Origin of the sequence: Kitasatospora phosalacinea, from assembly GCF_030268885.1 — a bacterium.
In the GTDB taxonomy this organism is placed as follows: Bacteria; Actinomycetota; Actinomycetes; order Streptomycetales; family Streptomycetaceae; genus Kitasatospora; species Kitasatospora phosalacinea_C.
The window spans coordinates 79632-100582 of sequence record NZ_BSSA01000006.1; the positions used below are offsets into that span (position 1 = coordinate 79632).

Genomic DNA, 20951 nt, shown 5'->3' on the forward strand with positions numbered 1-20951 from the left:
GTCTGTCTGTTGTTGCTGCTACTGATGCCGATGAGCAGGTGAAGTCTAACTGCGTACGGCCGCGGCGGGGCGTGGGTCAGCCCAGTTCGTCCGAGTCGACCGGCTCCCAACCCGCCATCAGCTCCTCCGGGAAGGCCGGGACGGGGGCCTGGGCACGGGCCCGGGCCAGGGCGTCGGCGCCCTGCTGGGCGGGCGTGCGGGCGGGCCGGTCGCCCTCCGCGCGGGGCTTCGAACGGGGGCGGCGGCCCGGGATCGCCCGCAGCGCCTCGCCGATGTCGGCGACCTCCACCACCTTCATGCCCGCCGGGACCTTGCCCGGGTCCGGCGGGACGAGGGCGTGCGTGAAGCCGAGCCGGTGCGCCTCGGCGAGGCGGCGCTGCACGCCCGTCACCCGCCGCACCTCGCCCGCCAGGCCGACCTCGCCGATCGCCACCAGGTTCTCCGGCAGCGGCGTGTCGGTGGAGGAGGAGGCCACCGCCAGGGCGATCGCCAGGTCCGCCGAGGGCTCGGTGAGCTTCACGCCGCCGACCGTGGCCGTGTAGATGTCCTGCTTGCCGAGCTTCACGCCGCCGTGCCGCTCGACCACCGCCAGGATCATCGCGATCCGCGGCGACTCCAGGCCCGAGGTGGTGCGCCGCGGCGAGGGGATCTGCGAGTCGACCATCAGCGCCTGCACCTCGGCCACCAGCGGGCGCTTGCCCTCCAGCGTGACCGTCAGGCAGGTGCCGGGGACGGCCTTGTCGCGGCGGGTCAGGAACAGGCCGGACGGGTCGGCCAGGCCGACGATGCCCTCGTCGTGCAGCTCGAAGCAGCCGACCTCGTCGGTCGCGCCGTAGCGGTTCTTGACGCCGCGGATCAGCCGCAGCCGGGCGTGCCGGTCGCCCTCGAAGGAGAGCACCACGTCCACCAGGTGCTCCAGCAGGCGGGGACCGGCGATCTGGCCGTCCTTGGTGACGTGGCCGACCAGCAGGGTGGCCATGCCGCGCTCCTTGGAGGCGCGGATCAGCGCGCCCGCCACCTCGCGGACCTGCGCGGGGCCGCCGGGTGCGCCGTCCAGCTCGGCGGAGGCCACGGTCTGCACCGAGTCCATGATCAGCAGGGAGGGGTTGACCGCCTCGACGTGGCCGAGCACCGCGCCGAGGTCCTGCTCGGCGGCGAGGTAGAGGTGGTCGGAGAGCGCGTTGATCCGGTCCGCCCGCAGGCGCACCTGCCCCGCGGACTCCTCACCGGTGACGTACAGCGTGCGGTGCCGGTCGCTGGCGGCCTTCGCCGCGACGTCCAGCAGCAGCGTCGACTTGCCGACGCCGGGCTCACCCGCGAGCAGCACCACGGCGCCCGGCACCAGGCCGCCGCCGAGCACCCGGTCCAGCTCCGGGACGCCGGTGGAGCGGGCGGTGGCCACCTGCCCGTCGACCTGCCCGATCGGCCTGGCGGGCGCGGAGACCGGCCCGGCCGCGGTCGTCCGGATCGGGACGGCGCCGTGCTCCTCCACCGTGCCCCAGGCGTTGCACTCGGGGCAGCGGCCGACCCACTTGAGCAGTTGGGCGCCGCACTCGGTGCAGCGGTACGAGGGGCGCGGCTTGGCGGTGGTCTTGGTACGGGCAGCCATGCGGGCCACGGTAGCGCCTCGCACCGACATCGCCCGGACCTCACCCGAACGGAGTCACCCGGCCGAACAAGGAATCGGTCCGGTTACCCGAAAGGAGGACAAACGGCCGAAACCTCCCGGGTGGCGGGTTTCGGCTGCCTACCGTCGATCGGGTGACCACCGGCCAGCCCCACCCCGTCGATCCGTCCCCGGTACTCCGGGCGTACGGCGCCTGCGTCGACGGGCTGTTCACCTACTGCCTGTCCGTGCTCTGCGAGCACGAAGCCGCCACCGCGGCCGTCCTGGAAGTCCGCGACCTGGCCCAGCGCCACGGCGACCGGCTCGACGACCCGGCGCTGCTGCGCGCCTGGTTGTACGCGCTGGCCCGGCACCGCTGCCTGGCCCGACTGGAGGGCGCGGTCGCGGCGGACGGCGCCCCCGCGGGCGGGCCGCCCGGGCCCGGCGCCGTCCGCGAGCGGCGGCGCGAACTCGCCTCGCTGGCCTGGCCGGAGGCGGCCGGCACCGACCCCGAGCAGCGCGAGGCGCTGGAGCTGGCGGTGCGGCACCGGCTGGACGGCACCGAGGTCGCCGCCGTGCTCGGCCTGAGCACCGAGGCCGCGGCCGCGCTGCTGGACGCGGCGGGCGCCGAGGTCGGCCGGACCAGGACGGCGCTGCTGGTGCTCGGCGTCGGCTCCTGCCCGGAGCTGGCGCAGCTCGGCGGCGTCGGCGCGGAGTCCTGGCGGGGCTGGGTGCTGGGCCCGGCGCTGCGCCGCGAACTGGTGCTGCACCTGGTGGAGTGCCCGACCTGCCGGGGCACCGCCGAGCGGGTCGCGGGCCAGCTCGGGCACGGCCTGGCCGGGCTGCCGGGCCTGCCGCTGCTGGCCGCGCCGGGAGTGCTGCGCCCCGGCCGGACGGCGCCCTCCGGCGGGACGGCGTTCCTGTCCGGCGCGGCGGCCGGGCGGCGGATCGCGCAGGGCCCGGCCCAGCCGCGGTTCGACCAGCGCGGCTTCCCCCGGCACCGGATGCCCCCGGCGCCGCGCGGGACGGCGGTGCGGCAGCGGGTGGTGACCACGGGCGTGCTGGCGGCGGTGCTGGCCGCCCCGGTGGTGGCGCTGTGGAGCGCGCACCGCGGCGGCGAGGAGCAGGCCGCGGCGGTCTCCTCGGTGCGGGTCGACCCGACGGCGGGAACCGGGCAGCGCGTCCCGGTGCCGGAGCCGACGGCGGTCGCGGTGGCGGTGCTGCCCCCGGCCGGCCAGGTCGCCTCGATGGAGCTGGCCGGTGCGGTGACCGCAGAAACGTCCCTGCCGACGGTGCAAGGTCCGGCCGTGCCGGTGCCCTCGCGCGGCGCCGCACCGCTCTCCAGCCCCGCGCTGACCCCCGAGCCCGCCCCGCCGCCGCCCGCCGCCGCGGACCGGCTGACCGTGGAGGCCGGCGCGTACGGCAACCGCACCGTGCTGACGCTCACCAACTCCGGGGACGGGCCGCTGTCCTGGCACGCCGTGCTGGACGCGGACTGGCTGCGGCTCAGCCGGGACTCCGGCACCCTGGCCCCCGGCCAGCGGATCACCGTGACCGTCACGGTGGACGAGGCGCGCGCCCCGCAGTCCCGCTGGACGGCACACCTGGCGCTGCCGCCGTCCGGCGCCGTGGTGACCCTGGAGGGCGGCAGCGACCACCGCGGCGTGCCCACCCCGGACCCGACGCCGACGTCCACGCCCTCCGACGGCGGCACGCCGACCCCGACCCCGACACCCTCGCCCTCCTCCTCGTCGAGCGCCTCCGCCCCGGCCACGACGGGCCCCTCGGCGTCGCCGTCGGCGTCCGCGTCCGCGCCGGTGGAGCCCTCCCCCTCCGCGTCCGCGTCCTCGGCCTCCCCGTCCGCGTCGGCCCCGCCGTCGCCGTCGCCGTGACGGGACGTCAGTCCGCCGCGGTGCGCTCGGCCGCCAGCCAGCGCTCACCGCGGGCCACGGCCTCCTCCAGCGAGGCGTCCAGGACGGGGTCGGCGGGAACGACTCCGTCCGGGCCGAGCGCGCCGGCCAGCCCGGTGTGCTCGGCGAGCCGGACGAAGGAGGGCTGCGCCCCGGCGACGATCAGGCGTCCGCCGCGGGCGCCCAGCTCGTCGTTCCTGCGCCGCAGCAGCTTGACCATGCTGGACGAGGGCACGTCGGGGACGGTGCGCACCACCAGCACCAGCACCGCGGGCCCGTCCGGGGCGCGGGGCCAGTCGGCCTCGATCAGCGGGAGCTCGGCGAACAGGCTGACCCCGCCGTAGGCGAGCACGGTGACCCGGCCCGCGGGCAGTTCGGCCGGGGTGTCGGCGAGCTCCCAGTGCCCGTCCGCGGTGCGGGTGAGCGCGGTGAGCTTCGCCTGCCGGGACGCCTGGACGCAGTAGAGCAGCAGCGAGAGCACCGCGCCGAGGATGATCGCCTGCTGCAGCGGCAGCTGGGTGGTGCCCAGGAAGGTGACCAGCATCGCGGCGGCGGACAGCTTCGAGGTGCGCAGCACCAGCTCGATGTCGGCGACCTTGCCGACGATCAGCTCGCCGCCGACCACGATGATCAGCCCGCCGATCACCGGCATCGGGATGCGCTCGGCCAGCGGGGCCAGCGCCAGCACGATCAGCGCCAGCCAGACGCCGGAGAACACGCCCGCCCAGCGGGTGCGGGCCCCGGCCGAGACGGCGACGCCGGTGCGCGACAGCGAGCCGCCGACCGGCAGCGACTGGAACAGCGAACCGGTGACGTTGGCCAGGCCCTGCGCGGCGAAGTCGCCGTTGACGCTCGACTTCGAGCCGTCCGGGTTGGGCACCGAGGGGCTGATCCCGGCGGCCTGGGCGAGCGCCACCAGCGCGATCGACAACGCCCCGCCGACCAGGTGGGGCACCGCGGACCAGTCGGGGGCGGTGAAGTGCGGCAGCGCGGCGGGGACGTCGGCGATGCCCTTCACCAGTTCGACGTCGGTGCCGAGCACGGCGACGACGACGCTGACCACCACCATCGCCACCAGCAGCGCCACGGTCCGCAGCCGCCGCACCGCGTGCGCCAGCGCCCACACCGCGACGGTCCCGGCCGCCACCAGCGTGGCGGCCGCCTCCCAGGAGCCGACGTGCACCAGCCAGTCGCCGAGCTGCACCAGCTTGTTGTGGCCCTGCGGCGCGTACCCGGTGGCGTCCTCGAGCACGCCGACCACGATCTGCAGCGCGATGCCGGTGGAGAAGCCCACCATGACCGCGTTGGAGACGAAGCTGAGCACCACGCCCAGGCGCAGCACGCCCATCAGCAGCATCACCACGCCGGACAGCAGGCCCAGCACCGCCACGTTCCCGGCGTCGGACGGGTCGAGCCCGGCGTCGGCCAGCACGCTCTGCGAGGTCAGCGCGATCGCGCTGGTCAGCGTGGTGACCATCAGCACGGTGCGGGCGGTCAGCGAGCCGACGATCGCCGGGACGACGCCGGAGAACAGGCCCGCGACCGGGTTGAACCCGGCGATCGACGCGTACGCCATGCCCTCCGGGATCGAGAACAGGCCGGTGACCAGGCCCGAGGTGACGTCGCTCGGCTTCGGCCGCCCCGGCGAGCGCAGCGGCGGTCGGCGCATCAGGCCAGCCCCGCCACGGCGTCACCGACGTACTTCGCGCCGAGGACCAGCAGCAGCACCAGCATGATCGCCGAGTTGTGCGCCGACATCCACGCCTTCCAGCCGCCCAGCACCTCGCTCGCCCGGGCCCCGCCGAGCAGGTAGACGCCCAGCGGCAGCAGGGTGCACAGCGAGCCGATCAGCACCAGCAGTGCGCCCGCGACCGCCTTCTCCCCGCCGCTCGCGCCGCTGGTGGCGATGGAGACCGCGCCGCCGACCGCCAGCACCAGGTTCTTCGGGTTCGCGGCGGCGAGCACCGCCGCCAGCCCCGCCGACTTCGCCGGGGTGAACCGGTCGATCGCCCGCATCCAGCCCGGCGGCTCGGCGACCCTCCCCTCCCGGGGCCGCCCCTGCCACTGCCTGGCCGCCAGCAGCAGGAACAGCACGCCCAGCACCAGCTTCACCCAGTACGACCAGTCGGGCGTCCCGGCGCCGGTGTCGATGCCCGAACCGGCCAGCACCACCACGGTGGTGACCGCGGCCAGCGCCACCACCCAGCCCGCCGCGAACGCGATGCCGTTGGAGCGCCCGCGCGGGGTCGCCAGCATCAGGATCACCGCGATCAGCGGCAGCGGGCTGATCGCGATGCCGACCGCCGAGGCCAGCATCTGCCCGATCGCGTCACCCATCCCCGTCCCCACCCCCGGTCAGCGCAGCCGGACGGCGGGCAGCCGGTAGCTGCCGTCGAGCACCGCGTCCTGCGGCTGGTACATCCGCACCATCGGCCGGAACCCGCCCGCGGGCGCGGGCAGCCAGTTCGCGAACTCGTCCGGATCGGTGGGGCGCCGGTGCTGGAGGTAGAGGGTCAGCGAGCCGTCCTCGCCGTACACCAGGCCCGGCGTGCGGTCGCCGATCGAGTACCGGTCGATCTCGTTGGCGACCAGCAGGTACTCCGGGGTGTCGTACATCGTCACCGACCAGAACGCACCCACCGGCGGGGTCCTCTCGAACCGCAGGGTGTACGCGTGCGCTCCGGTCAGCGGGACGCCGTCGGCGTCGTGGTACGTGGTGGCGTACACGGCCTCGTAGGCGTGGTTGCCCCACAGGCCGGTCCGGGCCGCGACCGCGCGGGACAGGTGGGCGGCGCGGCGGTCGGCGATCTTCCACTGCGGCTCGTCGCGGGTGCCTGGGCCGAGGAAGTCCAGGTTGTAGTCGAACAGGTGCAGGTTGGCCGCCCACTCGCCGGTGGGGTCGCCGGTGCCGAGGGTCGCCGCCTCCACCCGCTCCCGGCCCGCCGCCAGGCCCTTGGCCAGCGCCGCCGCCCACTCGGCCGGGCCGTCCAGGTAGGGCGAGCGGCCCTCGTCGAGCAGGCCGATCGGGGCGAAGCGCTGCTGGAAGGCGACGTCGGCGGCGGCGGGCGGGAAGGCCGCCATCCACCGCCGCAGCTTCTCCAGGAACAGCAGCTCCTCCGGGACGCCCGCGGTCGGCTCCGGCAGCCCCGCCGGGGCGCCGCCGCCCTCCAGCGGGGTCAGCGTGAGCTGCCGCTGCAGCTCGCGGACCCGCGCCAGGTCGTCCGGCCCGGCGCAGTGGTTGCGCACCGCGATCGCCGCCACCGCCGTCGGCGCGGTGATCACCGGCACGCCCTCCGGGGCGGCGCCCTGCCAGCCGGGCGGGGCGAGGAGCCAGGTCTGCTCGGCGGTGCCGGAGGAACGGCGGCCCACGTAGGCGAAGTTGTTCGTCCAGGCGTCGATGAACTGCAGCACGTCGTACGCGCCGCCGGTGTCCGGGACGTGCAGCAGCAGCGGCCCGGCCGACAGGTCCAGCGGGGCGACCGAGTACACGGTGTCGTTGTTCACCGACACGAAGTGCGAATCGGGGCCCGCGAGTTCGGTGGCGTGGCCGAAGGTGTTCCACGGCGTCGGGCCGATCGAGCTCAGCCCCCGGTGGATGATCGTGTCCACCATGGTCAGATTGGCCACCAGCGGGGATCCGTACACCAGGGCCTCGGCGGCCAGCATCTCGGGGGTGGCGTCAGCCATGCGAACGTCCTTGTCTGGTCGGTGACTTCATCGAGGGGTGGGGGTGGGCAGCCGCCAACTGCCGTCCAGCAGCGCGGGCTCCGGGCCGTAGGCGCGCACCGCGACGAAGTACGGGCCTTCGGGAACGGGCAGCCAGTTCGCCAACTCGTCCGGATCGGTGGGGGGTCGGTGCTGGAGGTAGAGGGTCAGCGAGCCGTCCTCGCCGTGCACCAGGCCCGGCGTGCGGTCGCCGATCGAGTACCGGTCGATCCCGTTGGGGACCAGCAGCCGTTCGGGCAGGCGGTACGCGGTCGCCGACCAGAAGAACCGGGCCGGCGGGAGCTGCCCGGCCGCGAAGTGCAGCACCGCGGGCTCCCGGCCGCCCGCCGCCGACTCCCAGCCGCCGTACCAGGCCTCCTCGGCGGGCAGCCCGTACAGGCCCGTGAGGGCGCCGCAGGCCCGGTCCAGGTAGCGGGTGCCCAGCTGCTCCCGGGTGCCGAACAGGGCGGTGCCGGTGGCGGCGCCCCCGGCGGCCGCGACCAGTTCCTCGCGGGCGTCCGCGATGCCCGCGAGCAGGGCGGCGCGCACCTCGGCGGGCAGCGCCGCCGGTTCGAAGTCGCCGCTGCCGACGCCCAGTTCGGTCAGTCGGCCGCGCAGTTCGGCGTCCGCGGGCAGGGCCGGGAAGAAGCCCAGCAGGAAGTCCAGCAGCGAGAAGAACTCCAGGGTGCCGAGCACCTCCTCGCCCCGCCACACCGGCCACACCGGCTCGGCGGCGACCGGCCGGGGCGTGCCCAGGTGCTCGCTCAGCGGCTTGAGCAGGTACCCGGCCTGCACCCGCTCGACCTCCGGCACGTCCTGCGGCCCGGCCGAGAACGTCCGCCCGAGGATGCCGACCAGGTTGGTGTCGGCCCGCAGCACCCCGTCGAAGCCCTCCGGCGGGTTCGCCCGGTGCCCCGGCCCCGCGACCAGGTAGCGACCCGCGCCGTCCCCGGTGGTCCGCGAGCCGACGAACCCGACGTACGCGGTGTCCAGGTCGTGCACCGGCAGCACGTGGTAGCGGTCGGTCGCGGGCTTCTCCAGCACCCACGGCTCGGCCCGCAGGTCCAGCCAGGCCCACGAGTACGGGGTGTCGTTGTTGGGCGTCACCACGTCCGTGTTGTCCGGGGTGAAGGGCTGCGGGTAGTGGCGGAACACGCCGAAGCCGCCGACGTACCGCGGGTCCGCGTCGTCGATCGCCTGCGGGTAGATCGTCCGGTAGTTCTCCACCATCGGGTAGCCCCAGATCCACGCCCGCGCCGCCGTCCGCCGCACCGCCTCCGGATCCGCGCCGACCGGGTTCCCCATCTCGCCCACCCTTCTTCCCCCACGAAAGGGACCATTCAGACATACCGGTACACCGGGATGCTATGCGCTCCCCCCGCGATCAGCACTCCGGGCACCACAGGGTCGCGCACCGGGCCGCGCACCTGACCGTCCGTCCGACCGGCTGTCCGGCCGACCGTCTGCTCCTGGCATAACCGCTCCGCTCCCGGTGAACGCGGCGCATGGACGGCCACCGCCCCGGAGACCCTGCAGGGCATGGACATCCTTCTGCTCGGCGGCTCCACGTTCCTCGGCCGCGCCTACGCCACCGAAGCGCTCGCCCGCGGCCACCGCGTCACCACCTTCAACCGCGGCATCAGCCGGACCGACCCGCCCGGCGTCGAAGCCGTCCACGGCGACCGCACCAACCCCGACGACCTGCGGCGCCTCGTCGACGGCCGCCGCTGGGACGCCGTCGTCGACACCTCCGGCCAGCAGCCCCACGACGTCGCCACCGCCGCCCGGCTGCTCGACGGCCGGGCCGGGCACTACGGCTTCGTCTCCTCGATCCACGCCTTCGCCGACTGGCCCGCCCGCCCCGTCGACGCCCACTCCCCCACCCTCGACTGCCCCGGCGACCTCCCGCCCGACCAGCCCTTCGCCAACGCCCTCAAGGCCGGCTGCGAACGCGCCCTCGCCGAGAACTTCGACGGACCCGCCGCGGTCCTCAACTGCGGCCTCCTGATCGGTCCCCACGAACCCATCGGCCGCCTCCCCTGGTGGCTCGACCGGATCGCCCGCGGCGGACGCGTCCTCGCCCCCGGCACCCCCGACAGCCCGCTCAGCCTCATCGACGCCCGCGACTTCGCCTCCTTCGGCCTCGACCTCGCCGAGCGGCGGGCCGCCGGACGCTACGTCACCACCGCGCCGATCGGCTCCGCGACGACCGGCGAACTCCTCGACGCCTGCCGCACCGCGACCGGCTCCGACGCCGAACTCGTCTGGACGCCGGACGCCGACCTGCTCGCCGCGGAGGTCTCGCCGTGGGTCGAACTCCCGCTCTGGGCCCCCGACACCGAGGGCTGGCACGGCACCTGGCGGGCCGACCCCGCCACCGCCCTCGACGCGGGCCTGCGCATCCGCCCGCTGCTCGACACCGTCACCGACACCTGGGCCTGGCTCGAAGCCGGGGGGCGCGCGGAGGTCGCCTACCGGCAGCTCGACACGCCGCTGGGGATCGACCCGGAGAAGGAGCGGAAGATCGTCGACGGGAGGTGACCCGGCACCGGGTCTAGTACGCGCGGCGGGTGACGAGTTCGGCGAGGGCCAGGAGGTCGTCGGCGCGGGAGGGGTCGGGGACGGCCGCGGCGAGGTGGGCGATGGCGGCGGCCATCCGGTCGCAGCTCTCGGTCTGGGCCCAGCCGCGGCCGCCGGCCCGGTCGACCGCGTCGGCGGCCGCGGCCAGCTCGGCGGGGCTGAGCGGGCGGCCGGAGGCGTAGAGGGCGGCGAGCTCGGCCCCGGCGGGGGTGCCGGAGGAGAGGGCGTGGACCACGGGGAGGGACTTCTTGCGGGCGGCGAGGTCGGCGCCCACCGGCTTGCCGGTGACCGCCGGGTCGCCCCAGATGCCGATCAGGTCGTCGATCAGCTGGAAGGCCAGCCCGATCTCGCGGCCGAAGGCGTCCATCGCGTCGGCGGTCGCCGCGTCCGCCCCCGCGTACAGCGCGCCGAGCGCGCACGCGCAGCCGAGCAGGGCACCGGTCTTGCCCTCCGCCATGGCCAGGCACTCGGCGAGCGTGACGTCGGTGCGCTGCTCGAAGGAGCAGTCGGCCTGCTGGCCCGCGCAGAGCTCTACCACGCAGTCGGCGAGGCGGCGGACCGCGGCGGCGGCCGCCGGGTGCGGGTCCTCGGCGAGCACCCGCAGGGCGAGGGAGTGCATGGCGTCGCCCGCCAGGATCGCGCCGGTGGTGCCGAACACCCGCCAGGCGGTGGGACGGTGGCGGCGGGTGTGGTCGCGGTCCAGGACGTCGTCGTGCAGCAGGGTGAAGTTGTGCACCAGCTCGACGGCGGCCGCGGCCCGCACCGCGTCCTGCGGGCGGCCGCCGACCGCGGTGGTCGCGGCGAGCACCAGCGCGGGGCGGATCGCCTTGCCCGCGCCGACCGCGCTCGGGGTGCCGTCGGCCTCCAGCCAGCCCAGGTGGTAGCCGGAGACCAGCCGCATCGACTCCGGGAGGGTGTCGACGGCGGCGCGCAGCGCGGGGTCGACCACGGTGCGGGCCCGGCCGAGCAGGGCCATCGCCTCGGCGGTGTCGCGGCCGCCGTCGGGGGCCGGGGCCGGCGCACCCGCGTCGTGCTGCCCGCGTTCGGGCACGGTGATGGCCATGGTGAAGTCCTCCCCCTCGGCGGCCCCGGCTGCGGGGCGGCAGGAACACGTGCGCTGACGATCCGTCGGACGGTGGGGCGGGCGGGCCCAGGACGGTGGGCCCGCCCGGTGGTCAGTGCTGCCAGTGGGCGACGTCCACGTTCTCCAGGACGCCGATGGCGTCGGGAACGAGGATCGCCGCCGAGTAGTAGGCGCTGACCAGGTACTTGACCACGGCCTTCTCGTCGATGCCCATGAAGCGCACGTTCAGGCCCGGCTCGACCTGGTCGGGCAGCGCGCCGGGGCGCAGGCCGATCACGCCCTGGTTGTCCTCGCCCACCCGCATCGCCAGGATCGAGGTGGTGCCGTCGACCACCGGGATCTTGTTGCAGGTGAGGATCGGGACGCCGCGCCAGCTGGGCACCGTCCTCCCCTCGAACTGGACCGTCCCCGGGTAGAGGCCGCGGCTGTTGCACTCCCGGCCGAAGGCCGCGATCGCCTTCGGGTGGGCCAGGTAGAACTTGGTGCTGCGGCGGCGGCAGAGCAGCTCGTCCATGTCGTCCGGGGTGGGCGGGCCGGAGCGGGTCTGGATCCGCTGGCCGTACTCGGCGTTGGCCAGCAGGCCGAACTCCGGGTTGTTGACCAGCTCGTGCTCCTGGCGCTCGCGCAGCGCCTCGACGGTCAGCCGGAGCTGGTGCTCGGTCTGGTCCATCGGCTTGTTGTAGAGGTCGGCGACCCGGCTGTGCACCCGCAGCACCGTCTGGGCCACGCTCAACTCGTACTCGCGCGGCTTGAGTTCGTAGTCGACGAAGGCGGTGGGCAGGTCGAACTCGCCCTCGTGGCCCGCCGACATGCCGATCGCGGCCTCGCCCTTGTGGGTCTGCGGGAGCTGCGAGTCGGCGATGAAGGCGAGGACCTGGTCGCGCAGCGCCTCGGAGCGGTCGACCAGCTCCTGGAAGGCGGGCCAGGCCAGCACCATCGCGGTGCCCGCGGTGGCGGCCTTCACGCTGTAGGGCCAGCGGCGGTCGGCGACGGTGAGCGCCTCGTCGCCGATGTGGTCGCCGTCGGCGAAGGTGCCCAGGACCGCCGGGTCGCCGTACTTGCCGGTGCCGACCTTGTCGACCTTGCCGTGCGCGACCAGGAACACCTGGTCGATCTCGGTGCCCTGCTCGATCAGCACCTCGCCCGCCGCGAAGTCCCGCTGGACGAAGCGCCCGGCCAGCTCGGCCAGCAGCGCGTCGTTCGCGAAGCCGCGCAGCACCGGGACCTCGCGCAGCGTCGGCGGGACGACCGAGACCTCGCGGCCGGTCTGCACGAAGCCCACCCGGCCCCGGCCGACCGCGTACGACAGGCGGCGGTTGACCCGGTAGGTGCCGCCGGAGACCTCGACCCAGGGCAGCGCGCGGAGCAGCCAGCGGTTGCTGATCTCCTGCATCTGCGGGGCCGACTTGGTGGTCGACGCGAGGTTCTTGGCGGCCGCCACCGAGAGGCTGCTCTGCGGCCTCGTCTGGGGAATTCCGGCGGTGGTTTCGGTCGTCATTTCGAAGGGGCCCCTGATCGCGTCGACGGCACGGTGCGGCAACCATGCTGACGCCCGTTCAGGTGAGGCGGCAATCACTCGTGGGGGTGATTCGGGTGCGTGCGCGCAATGGTGCGACCAGCGCACTGGAGGGATCATCCTTCGATCCGCGCGCCTCGGCGGGAGGGGTCGGAACCCCCTTCCGGACGGCTTGTCGGCGGCCCTTCAGGAGCCCCCTCCGGAGGCCCGTTCCGGGGCGTCCGCGCTGCTCACCCACCCCCTGTTCGAATCGCAACGGAACAGCGCTAAGGTGGCCCCCTCACCGCGTGGTGACCGCCGCCGCAGCGCAGGCGAACCGGTCGGTGACCTCCCATCGGCACGCCCTTCTCCAGGGAGACCCTCGTGACCGCGCCCGTCCGCGTCTGGCTGAACCGCACCTACGCCGAGAACGTCTTCTTCATCGACCTGCTGCGGGCCGGGACGCGCCCGGTGCACGTCCTGGCCACCCACGTCGACCCCGACTCCCCCGTGCTCGCCGCCGCCGACCTGGGCGCCCTCGAACCGGACGGGCTGTCCGCCGAGGCCTACGTGGAATTCGCGCTGGAATTCTGCGCCCGCCACGACGTGGACGTGTTCCTGCCCCGCCTGCACCAGTTGGCGATATCGCTGCGCCGCCGTGACTTCGAGGCCCTGGGCACCGCGCTGGTCTGCCCGCCCGCCTCCGCGATATCGCTGTTCGCCAGCAAGGTCGACGGCTACCGGGCGCTGGACGCGGCCGGGCTGCCCACCCCGCTGTGGCGGCAGGCCGACACCGCCTCCGAACTGCTCGCCGCCGTCGAGGAGATCGAGGCCACCGGCTCGGCCGCCTGCCTGAAGCCCGCCTCCGGTGCGGGCGGCGAGGGCTTCCGCGTCCTGACCCGCGAACCGTTCGGCCTGCACCGGCTCGCCGGGTACGTCGACGCCCGGGTCCAGCTCGACCAGGTGCTGTCCGCGCTGGAGCGGTCCGCCGACCCCGCCGACCTGCTGGTGATGCCCTACCTGGACGGCCCCGAGGTCTCGGTGGACTGCCTGGCCGAGCAGGACGGCCGGCTGCTGGCCGCGGTCGGCCGCACCAAGCAGGGCCGCCGCCGCGGCTTCACCGTCGACCCGGCCTACCTGGGGCCCGCCCGCCGGCTGGTCGAGGAGTTCGGCGTCGGCCACCTGTCGAACGTGCAGTTCCGGCACGAGCGGGGCACCGGGCGCCCGGTCGTCCTCGACATCAACACCCGCCCGTCCGGCGGGCTGCACCAACTCCGGCTGTGCGGGCTCAACCTGCCCGCCGCGGCCGTCGAACTCGCCCTCGGCACGCGGCCGTTGCTCCCTGCGGCGGACGAACTCACGCTCGGCGACTACACCCTGGTCTCCACCATCCAGGCGGTGCTGCCCCGGCAGTCCGCGGCCCCCGCGCTGGAGCGCATCGAGGGCGCGGAGCGGCGGTCCGCCGCCACCGTCGCCGTGTAGCGGCCCCGCTAGGCCGTCGGCCCGGTCCAGTCCAGGGTCGGCGGCAGCACGCCCTCCAGGGTGAGCAGCCAGCGCTTGGTCTCCACCCCGTGCCAGGCTCCGCCGAAACCGCCGAGGCCGTCCGCGGCCACCACCCGGTGGCAGGGGACCAGCAGCGGCAGCGGGTTCGCGCCCATCATCTGCCCCACCGTCCGGGCCGGGGCCCCCGGTTCGGTCGGTTCGGTGAACACCCCGCTGCGGGCGGCGAGTTCGCCGTAGGTGACGGTCCGGCCCCAGGCGACGGTCTCCCACAGGCAGCGCAGCACGGTCAGATGGGGGCCGGTGGCCCGGGACCAGTCGATCGGCAGGCCCAACTCCCGCCGCGCACCGGCGAAGTACTCGCCGACCCGGGCCCGCACCAGCTCCGCCCGGCGTTCGTCGGTGCACTCCGGGGCGGGGGTGTCGCAGAGGTAGCTGGCGGCGGCCACGCCCCGGTCCGTCACCCCGAAGCGCATCGGGCCGCTCGGCAGCGGGGTCGGGACGGTCACCCAGGAGAGCTGCATCCGTCCACTGTAGGGGGCGCGCGACCGGGGGTCCGGCGGGTGCGCGTCCAGGGGACCGGGGAACGGCGGGCCCGGGGCTGCTCAGAGGTGGTCGCGGAGGTAGGTCGCGAGGGTGCGGGACCAGGTGGCGAGTTCGGCGCGGTCGGGGGCCTCGCCGCTGCCCAGGGTGGCGAGCTGTTCGGTGGAGAGGCGGCCGCTCGCGGCCATCGCGGAGAGACCGGCCAGCAGGCCCGAGAGGCGTTCGGCGTCGGAGTGGCTGAGCATCACCAGGGTGTCGGTGTGGCCGAGGGTCATGGAACCGGGCATCGCATCCTCCTCGATCGGTCCGATCGGTCCTCCGTCCACCGTACGACCGCGGGGGCGCGGTCGCGCGGGGGCTCGGGGAGGGCTCCGGGGGCGTTCCTCGCCCGTTCGGCCCACCCCGATGGCCGGGGGCCGGGGCGCCGTCGGACGGTCGGAGCAGGTGTGTCCGCCGGGTGACAGGGAGCGCAGATGCCAGCACAGGCCGCCGGTCCGTCCCAGCCGCCCAGCCTGCGGGAGTTGCTGCGCAGCCCCGGGTACGGGCGGTTGCTGTTGGTGTCGGCGCTGGTCGGGGTGCCGGTCTCGCTGGCGGCGTTCGGCTTCGTCAGCCTGGAGCACGAACTGCAGCACTGGGTGTGGGAGACCCTGCCGGAGGAACTGGACTACGCGCGGGCGCCGTGGTGGTGGCCGCTGCCCGCGCTGGCGCTGGCCGGTCTGCTGCTGGCGCCGGTCGTGACCCGGATGCCCGGACGTGGCGGGCACATCCCCGTGCACGGGCTGGGCGGGCCGCCGACGCTGCCGGTGGAGGTGCCGTCGGTGGTGCTGGCGGCGCTGGCCGCACTGCCGCTGGGCGCGGTGCTCGGCCCGGAGGCGCCGCTGATGGCGCTCGGCAGCGGGCTGGCGCTGCTGACGGTGAGCGCGGCCAAGCGGGCGTCCAGCCCGATGGTCGCGCCGCTGCTGGGGACGGCCGGGTCGACGGCGGCGATCGCCACGATCTTCGGGAGCCCGGTGGTCGCGGCGGTGATGGTGATCGAGGCGGCGGGCCTGGGCGGCGCGCAGCTGACGCTGCTGCTGCTGCCGTGCCTGCTCTCCTCGGGGGTGGGCGCGCTGGTGTTCACCGGCTTCGGGCACTGGACGGGGCTGTCGATCGGCGCGCTGAGCCTGCCGTCGGTGCCGAAGGCGCAGCTGCCGGACGCCGGGGACTTCCTGTGGGGGGTGCCGCTGGCGGTGGCGGTCGCGCTGGTGATGGTGGCCGGGCAAACGGTGGGCCACCGCTTCGCCGCGTTCACGGCGCAGCGGACGGCCGTCCGCACGGTGCTGTGCGCGGTGCTGGTGGGTGCCTGCATCACCGGGTACGCGCTGGCGACCGGGCGTTCACCGGAGGAGGCGGCGCTGTCGGGGCAGGCCATGCTCGGACAGTTGGCCGCGGACCCGTCCGGTTGGTCGGTGGGGGCGCTGCTGGCACTGGTGCTGTTCAAGGGGCTGGGCTGGGGGGTGGCGCTGGGGTCGCTGCGCGGTGGTCCGATCTTCCCGGCGGTGCTGCTGGGCGCGGCGCTCGGGGTGGCGGCGGGCGGCCTGCCGGGGTTCGGCGTCGAGGCGGGGCTGGCGGCCGGGATCGCGGCGAGCGGCGCGGCGGTCACCCGGCTGCCGGTGACCAGTACGGTGCTGGCGACCGTGCTGCTGGGCGACCAGGCGGCGGACTCGATGCCGCTGCTGATCGTCGCGGCGGTGGTGGCGTCCGTGACCGCGGCGCTGGTGCACCGGGTGGCCGAGCCGTCCCGGGCGGCGGCGACCGCGGAGCACGCGGAGGCGTGAGGGCGGCCGGTGCACCGGCGGCGCGGCGGCCCGGACCCGGTCAGCGGCCGGTGCACCGGCGACGCGGCGGCCCGGTCAGCGGCCGCAGGTGCGGCACGGCGGGCGGGTGGCGCGGCCGTAGGCGAGGGCGGCGGTGCCGAGGCCCAGGCCCCACAGCCAGTAGGCGGGCATCGCGACCCACAGGAAGGACAGCGGCAGGTCGCCCGGCTGCGGCACCGGGTGCAGCGTCTCGCCGACGAGCTGGCCGATGCCGACGCCGAAGTACACCAGCAGTCCGGCGGAGACCGCGGCGGCCGGACCCAGCAGCAGCCACCTGGGAACCCGGCGGCCGCCCAGCAGCGGCACCCGGCGCGGGACGTCCCGCCCCCAGCGGTGCACCAGGGACAGCGGCAGCGCGGTGCCGGCCAGCACGAACCCGGTCTCGAACGCGGCGAGCGACACCGCCCCGGCCGTGCCCAACGGGCCCGGGTCGCCGAACCCCAGCCCGTACTGGGCGAGGATCCGCAGCCAGCAGGACGCGACCGCCCCGTACGCCGCCCAGCGGGCCCAGGACGGGGTGCGGGTGCGGGCGCCGGGGTCGTGCGGGCCGCCGGTGCGGCCGCAGCGGAGGCAGTCGCCGTGCAGCCGCCGCCGGTGGTCGAGCGCGGCGGCGGCCAGCAGGACGGCGGTCGCGGCGCACCCGGCCCGGCTGAGGAAGCCGGCCGCCGAGTGCGGGAGGTGCAGACCGGGCAGCAGGCCGCCGACCACGTCCAGCAACAGGAACGGACAGGCCAGCAGCAGTCCGGCGGCCACCGCGGCGGCGGCCGCGACCAGCGCCGGACGGTGGCGGCGGGCCCGGTGCAGGCCGTGCGCGAGCAGCGCGGCGGCCGCGCACAGCGCCACCGCGCCCCAGCGGGGGACGACCAGCAGGTCGGTGCCGAGCCGCCCGAACGACGGGGCGCCGCCCAGCGCCCACCGGACCTGCAGCGTCCCGTACCCGAGGGCGGCGGCGAGCGCGGCGACGGTCGTGCGGGGCGGGCGGGAGGAGCCGGGCGGGTCGGGGCGGTCTGCCATGGCGTCCACGCCAGGGAGCGGCGGGCGGGCGGGCGTCGGCCGTACGGAGGTGGGCGGACAGGTCGCGGGGAGGAGCTTACGGCTCCGCTGCAAGGAGGTTGACGCTGCGTCAGGTCGTCCGGCGGGAGGAGGCCCGGGTGCGGAGGGGCCGGGCGGGCAAGGGGCCGGGCGGGCAAGGGACCCGGAGACGAAGGAGGCCCGGGGGCGCACGGGTTCCCCCTGGTCCGCGGCATCCGCCGCGGGCCGGTCCCGTGCGTCCCCGGGGCCTCCGTCCAGCACGGCGGTCCCCTCGTCCGCCGTCCTGTGCTTCCGCCGTCCGCTCCTCGTGGCCCCGGCGAGCGGCTGCCGTGGCGCGGAGCGGGTCGACGGGTCGCGGCCCGTCCGGGTGTCCGGGGCGTCCGATCGGGTCGCGGGTCGGAGTGGCCCGGCCGGTGGCGGCGGGGCCGGGTCGGGTCAGGACCAGCCGGTGTCCCGTCGGGCGCGGCGGACGGTGGCGGTCGGGGTGCGGGTCATGCTGTCCTCCGTGCTGTGCCGGGCCGGGAGAGCGCCGGGGCCCCGGCGGGGGCCCGTGGTGCAACAGGGCAAGCCTGGATTGAGTCGATAATCGGCCGATAACATCTACCTAACGTGCACCGACGAAGAGTCGGACGGGGAGCACGCGGACAGGGAGCACCACGGTGCGCTTCGGTTTGCTCGGAACTCTGACGGCCCACGACGGAACGGCAGACTGCCGGATCCGTGGCCCCAAGGCCCGTACCCTGCTGGCCGTCCTCCTGCTGAACGCCAACCGGCCCGTCTCGCTCGACCGCCTGACCGACGCGCTCTGGGGCGAGCACGCGCCCGCCACCGCCGAAGCCTCGCTGCGCAACCTGGTCGCCCGACTGCGCAGGTCACTCGCCGACGAGGACGGGAAGCGGCTGAGCGCCACCCCGTCGGGCTACCAACTGGCGGTGTCGGAACACGAGTTGGACACCCTGCAGTTCGAGTCGGCGATCCGCCGCGCCCGCGCCGCGCACGAGGCCGACGACCTGCCCGCGGTCCTGGCCGAGACCGCCGCCGCGCTCGGCCTCTGGCGCGGCGAACCCCTCGCCGACCTCCCGGAGGCGGCCGCGGACGGCGCCGTGCGCGAACAGTGGCGGGAGAGCCGCCTGCAGGCCCTGGAATGGCGCTTCGACGCCGAACTGCGCCAGGGCCGCCCGCACGCCCTGGTCCCCGAACTCACCCGCCTGGTCGGCGAACACCCGCTCCGGGAAGCCTTCCACGCCCAGCTGATGCGGGCCCTCCACCTGACCGGCGACCGCGCCCGCGCCCTGGCCGTCCACCAGCGCCTGCGGGCCGCCCTGGCCGAGGAGTTGGGCGTGGAGCCCGGGTCGGCCGTCCAGGAGGCGCACCGGCAGGTCCTCGCCGAACACCCCGCCGCCCCGGTCCCGGACCCCGCCGCTGCCACCGCCGACCGCCCGAGGCCTTCCCAACTGCCCGCCCCGGCAAGCCACTTCGTCGGCCGCCAGGAGCAGCTGGACGCACTGCGCCGCACCCTGCTCGTCGACTCGGACCGGCCCGCGGTCGCCGTGGTCAGCGGCATGGCGGGCATCGGCAAGTCCGCCCTGGCCGTGCGCTGCGCCGACGCGCTGCGCCCCGACTTCCCCGACGGGCAGCTGTTCCTGAACCTGCGCGGCGCCACCCCCGGCCTGACCCCGCTCAGCGCCCACGCCGCACTCACCGCCCTGCTGCACGGCCTCGGCACCCCTCCCGGGAAGGTCCCCGCCGACGCCGACAGCGCCGCCGCCCTGCTGCGCACCACCCTGACCGGCACCCGCACCCTGCTCGTCCTCGACGACGCCGCCGACGCCGCCCAGGTCCGCCCGCTGCTGCCCGCCGGCCCGGGGTGCGCCGTCCTGGTCACCAGCCGCTCCCCCATGCACACCCTGGACCGCACCCTGCACCTGCGGCTGGACCCCCTCTCCGAGCACGACAGCATCGCCCTGGTCGAACGCACCGCGGGCCGCGCCACCGTCGACCGGTCCGTCGTCGCCATCGAACAGGCCGACCTGGCCCGCCTGGTCCGGCTCTGCGGCCGGCTGCCGCTCGCCCTGCGGATCGCCGGCGCCCGCCTGGCCACCCGCCGCACCCTGCCCGTCCGCGGCCTGGTCGGTCGGCTGGAGGAGCACGAGGACCGCCTCGACGAGCTCGAACTCGACGACCTGAGCATCCGCCAGTCGCTCGCCCTGACGTACGACTCGCTGCGCGCCTCCACCCGCCGCCCGGACCTGCGCGCCGCCGACGCCCTCGCCGCGATCGGCGCGATCGACCTGCCCGACTACTCCGCCCCGCTGCTCGCCGCCGTCCTGCGGATCACCCCCGCCCAGGCCGGCGCCGCCCTCGACCGGCTGGTCGAGGTCGCCCTCCTCGACGAGCCCCGCCCCGACCGGTACTCCCCGCACGACCTGGTCCGCGACTACGCCCGCGAACTCGTCCCCGACCCCGACGAACGCGTCCGGCACGTCCGGGCCGCGCTCGGCTGGTACCTGTCCCTCGCCTCCCGGGTGGCGCACGGCATCGCCCCCGGCTCCCAGCGGGTCCGGCAGCTGCCCCCGGTGGACGACGCCGACCGGCTGGACGGGGACGCCGCACTGGCCGCCGGCGACGCCGAGTTCGGCAACCTGTCGACCCTGGTCGAACGGGTCGCCGCCGCGCCGTGGGCCACCGCCGCCGAGGTCTCGCTGCCCGTCCGCACGATGGCCCCGTACCTGTGGCTGCGCCGACGCCCGGAGACCTTCCGGCTGAACGAACTCGTCCAGCACCTGGCCCTGCGCGACGGCGACCGGGAGGCGCTGTCGTACGCGCTCGCCGACATGGCGCACGTGCACTTCGTCACCGGCCGCAGCCTCGAAGGGATCGAACTGGTCGACCAGTGCCTCCCGCTGGTCGACGACCCGGAACGGCGCCGATCGCTCCTGGCCAACCGCGGCCTCCTGCTGTCCAACCTCGGCCGCACCGAGGAGGCGGTGACCTGCCTGGAGGAGGCGCTGGCCCTCGCCGTCCGGGCCGGCGACCTCCGCGGCGAGGCCACCACGCTCAGCGCGCTCGGCAACCTGGTGGAGGCGGAGGACCCGCACCGCGCCATCGCCCACCACCGGCGCAGCGTCGAGGCCGGACGGCTCAGCGGGTTCGGCGACGCGGTCTGCGCCGGCCTGACGAACATCGGGTTCGCCCACCTGCGCCTGAACGACCCCGCCACGGCCCTGCACTACTTCGACCGGGCCACGGCGTCCCCCGAGTGGGTCGGGGCCTGGCACGTGGTGCTGGAGAACCGGCGCGGCCGGGCCGAGGCGCTCCGGCACCTCGGACGGCTGGAGGAGGCCCTCGACCTGGTCCACGAACTGCTCCGGGACACCGCGGTCCTGGAGGACGCCTTCGCCACCGGCAGGATCGAGCACACCCACGGCCTGGTCCTGCGCGACCTCGGCCGCCACGCCGAGGCCCGCGCCGCCTGGCGCGCCGCCCTGGCCGGGCTCGGCCCCTCCGGCCACACGGCCGTGGCCGAACTGCGCGAACTGCTCGCCACGGGGTGAGCGGTGGCTGCGGCAGCGCCGACCGCCCCACCGCCACCGCCACCTGACGGCCACCCGACCGCCGAGCGACGCTGGTTCACTTGTCC

The 20951-nt window shown here is 75.7% G+C and carries 15 protein-coding genes; 5 read left to right on the forward strand and 10 right to left on the reverse strand.

The genetic code is table 11. The annotated features are described in order from the left end of the window. Positions 1–76: 76 nt before the first annotated feature. Entirely contained in the window at positions 77–1609 is a 1533-nt protein-coding gene (gene radA / locus QSK52_RS11210) for a DNA repair protein RadA (protein WP_285735818.1), read from the reverse strand. A 152-nt stretch (positions 1610–1761) separates the two neighbouring features. On the opposite strand from radA, the gene QSK52_RS11215 reads away from it, so the two are divergent. Then, positions 1762–3498: a BACON domain-containing protein gene (locus QSK52_RS11215; protein ID WP_285735819.1), complete on the forward strand. Its 1737-nt coding sequence runs from the start codon at positions 1762–1764 to the stop codon at positions 3496–3498. A 7-nt stretch (positions 3499–3505) separates the two neighbouring features. On the opposite strand, the gene QSK52_RS11220 is transcribed toward QSK52_RS11215, so the two are convergent. From QSK52_RS11220 to QSK52_RS11235, 4 genes are read right to left on the reverse strand one after another with little or no spacing between them, the layout of a single operon-like run. After that, positions 3506–5185, reverse strand: coding sequence for a SulP family inorganic anion transporter (locus tag QSK52_RS11220; protein ID WP_285735820.1), 1680 nt, complete (start codon positions 5183–5185; stop codon positions 3506–3508). After that, the gene (locus QSK52_RS11225; protein ID WP_285735821.1) at positions 5185–5853 is read right to left on the reverse strand and encodes a GAP family protein; all 669 of its coding nucleotides are present in this window, start codon (positions 5851–5853) and stop codon (positions 5185–5187) included. Before QSK52_RS11225 ends, QSK52_RS11220 begins: the two co-directional genes overlap by 1 nt. 18 nt (positions 5854–5871) lie before the next feature. Continuing rightward, positions 5872–7203: a DUF1254 domain-containing protein gene (locus QSK52_RS11230; RefSeq protein WP_285735822.1), complete on the reverse strand. Its 1332-nt coding sequence runs from the start codon at positions 7201–7203 to the stop codon at positions 5872–5874. Between the two features lie 27 nt (positions 7204–7230). After that, positions 7231–8526 (reverse strand): DUF1254 domain-containing protein, encoded by a 1296-nt coding sequence (locus tag QSK52_RS11235; RefSeq protein WP_285736029.1) that lies wholly within the window; start codon positions 8524–8526, stop codon positions 7231–7233. A gap of 234 nt (positions 8527–8760) precedes the next feature. Here QSK52_RS11235 and QSK52_RS11240 point away from each other — a divergent pair, with 234 nt between their 5' ends. After that, entirely contained in the window at positions 8761–9762 is a 1002-nt protein-coding gene (locus QSK52_RS11240; RefSeq protein ID WP_285735823.1) for an NAD-dependent epimerase/dehydratase family protein, read from the forward strand. Positions 9763–9775: 13 nt separating this feature from the next. Here QSK52_RS11240 and QSK52_RS11245 read toward each other — a convergent pair whose 3' ends face one another. Both QSK52_RS11245 and QSK52_RS11250 read right to left on the reverse strand, forming a co-directional pair. Continuing rightward, on the reverse strand, positions 9776–10777 hold the full coding sequence (locus QSK52_RS11245) for a family 2 encapsulin nanocompartment cargo protein polyprenyl transferase (RefSeq protein WP_285736030.1): 1002 nt from the start codon (positions 10775–10777) through the stop codon (positions 9776–9778). A 199-nt stretch (positions 10778–10976) separates the two neighbouring features. Further along, positions 10977–12383, reverse strand: coding sequence for a family 2B encapsulin nanocompartment shell protein (locus QSK52_RS11250; protein WP_285735824.1), 1407 nt, complete (start codon positions 12381–12383; stop codon positions 10977–10979). Positions 12384–12764: 381 nt separating this feature from the next. On the opposite strand from QSK52_RS11250, the gene QSK52_RS11255 reads away from it, so the two are divergent. After that, positions 12765–13862, forward strand: a complete 1098-nt coding sequence (locus QSK52_RS11255) for an ATP-grasp domain-containing protein (RefSeq protein ID WP_285735825.1) — start codon at positions 12765–12767, stop codon at positions 13860–13862. Between the two features lie 8 nt (positions 13863–13870). Here QSK52_RS11255 and QSK52_RS11260 read toward each other — a convergent pair whose 3' ends face one another. Together QSK52_RS11260 and QSK52_RS11265 are read right to left on the reverse strand one after the other, a co-directional pair. Continuing rightward, on the reverse strand, positions 13871–14404 hold the full coding sequence (locus QSK52_RS11260) for a methylated-DNA--[protein]-cysteine S-methyltransferase (protein WP_285735826.1): 534 nt from the start codon (positions 14402–14404) through the stop codon (positions 13871–13873). 81 nt (positions 14405–14485) lie between these two features. Next, positions 14486–14710, reverse strand: coding sequence for a hypothetical protein (locus QSK52_RS11265; protein ID WP_285735827.1), 225 nt, complete (start codon positions 14708–14710; stop codon positions 14486–14488). Between the two features lie 186 nt (positions 14711–14896). Between QSK52_RS11265 and QSK52_RS11270 the strand changes: the two genes are divergently transcribed. Next, the gene (locus tag QSK52_RS11270; RefSeq protein WP_285735828.1) at positions 14897–16240 is read left to right on the forward strand and encodes a chloride channel protein; all 1344 of its coding nucleotides are present in this window, start codon (positions 14897–14899) and stop codon (positions 16238–16240) included. Positions 16241–16315: 75 nt separating this feature from the next. Here QSK52_RS11270 and QSK52_RS11275 read toward each other — a convergent pair whose 3' ends face one another. Further along, on the reverse strand, positions 16316–17293 hold the full coding sequence (locus tag QSK52_RS11275; RefSeq protein WP_285735829.1) for a hypothetical protein: 978 nt from the start codon (positions 17291–17293) through the stop codon (positions 16316–16318). 689 nt (positions 17294–17982) lie between these two features. Between QSK52_RS11275 and QSK52_RS11280 the strand changes: the two genes are divergently transcribed. Beyond that, a complete protein-coding gene (locus QSK52_RS11280; RefSeq protein WP_285735830.1) occupies positions 17983–20865 on the forward strand; it encodes an AfsR/SARP family transcriptional regulator in 2883 nt (960 codons plus the stop codon). The last annotated feature ends 86 nt before the right edge of the window (positions 20866–20951 follow it).